This is a genomic window from Sphingomonas oryzagri, from assembly GCF_029906645.1.
In the GTDB taxonomy this organism is placed as follows: Bacteria; Pseudomonadota; Alphaproteobacteria; order Sphingomonadales; family Sphingomonadaceae; genus Solisphingomonas; species Solisphingomonas oryzagri.
Map to the genome: position 1 here is coordinate 1 of NZ_JARYGZ010000009.1, position 533 is coordinate 533.

Here is a 533-nt window from a genome sequence, read left to right on the forward strand (position 1 = left end):
ACTGTAATGTCGGCCAGACCGTAATTGCCACTCAACATACTGTAATAATCAAAAGCACCGCTCGGATCATCAGAATTCATACGATCAACAATCATATTAGGATAACCGCTGACCATTGAACTGATGTAAGAATCGTAAGCGCTCACAGTCATTGGATCTGCATTATGAACAGCAGCTATTGCAACACCGCTTGGGTATTTGTGGTAGATAGAGTCCATATAAACCAATCCTCTTGGGCACCAGCCGCACCATGTACCGGTAGCTTCTTCCATGAAGACTTTTTTAGCAGTTTTTGTTGTGTAACCGGCAACTTTGGTTTTCAACGTGTCATTGGTATGATTCATGTCTCCTGTCAGTTCAATCCAGATCTTTAAGTCTGTATTTGCTGCGGGAGCTGTAACCGGTGTAGTGAATGTAAAGCTGTAAGTTCCCCAGAAAGGAGTCGTCAGCGTTTTGGGTTCGCGCACTACTGCACCTGTACCCAGCTGATAACAAACATTAAAAGAGGACACTGCCTTAATATCATTATTGGT

The 533-nt window shown here is 43.3% G+C and carries 1 protein-coding gene; it reads right to left on the reverse strand.

All coding sequences use genetic code 11. The annotated features are described in order from the left end of the window. Positions 1 to 533 (reverse strand): hypothetical protein (locus tag QGN17_RS20870; RefSeq protein WP_281046538.1); only part of this gene is annotated, 533 nt, incomplete at both ends.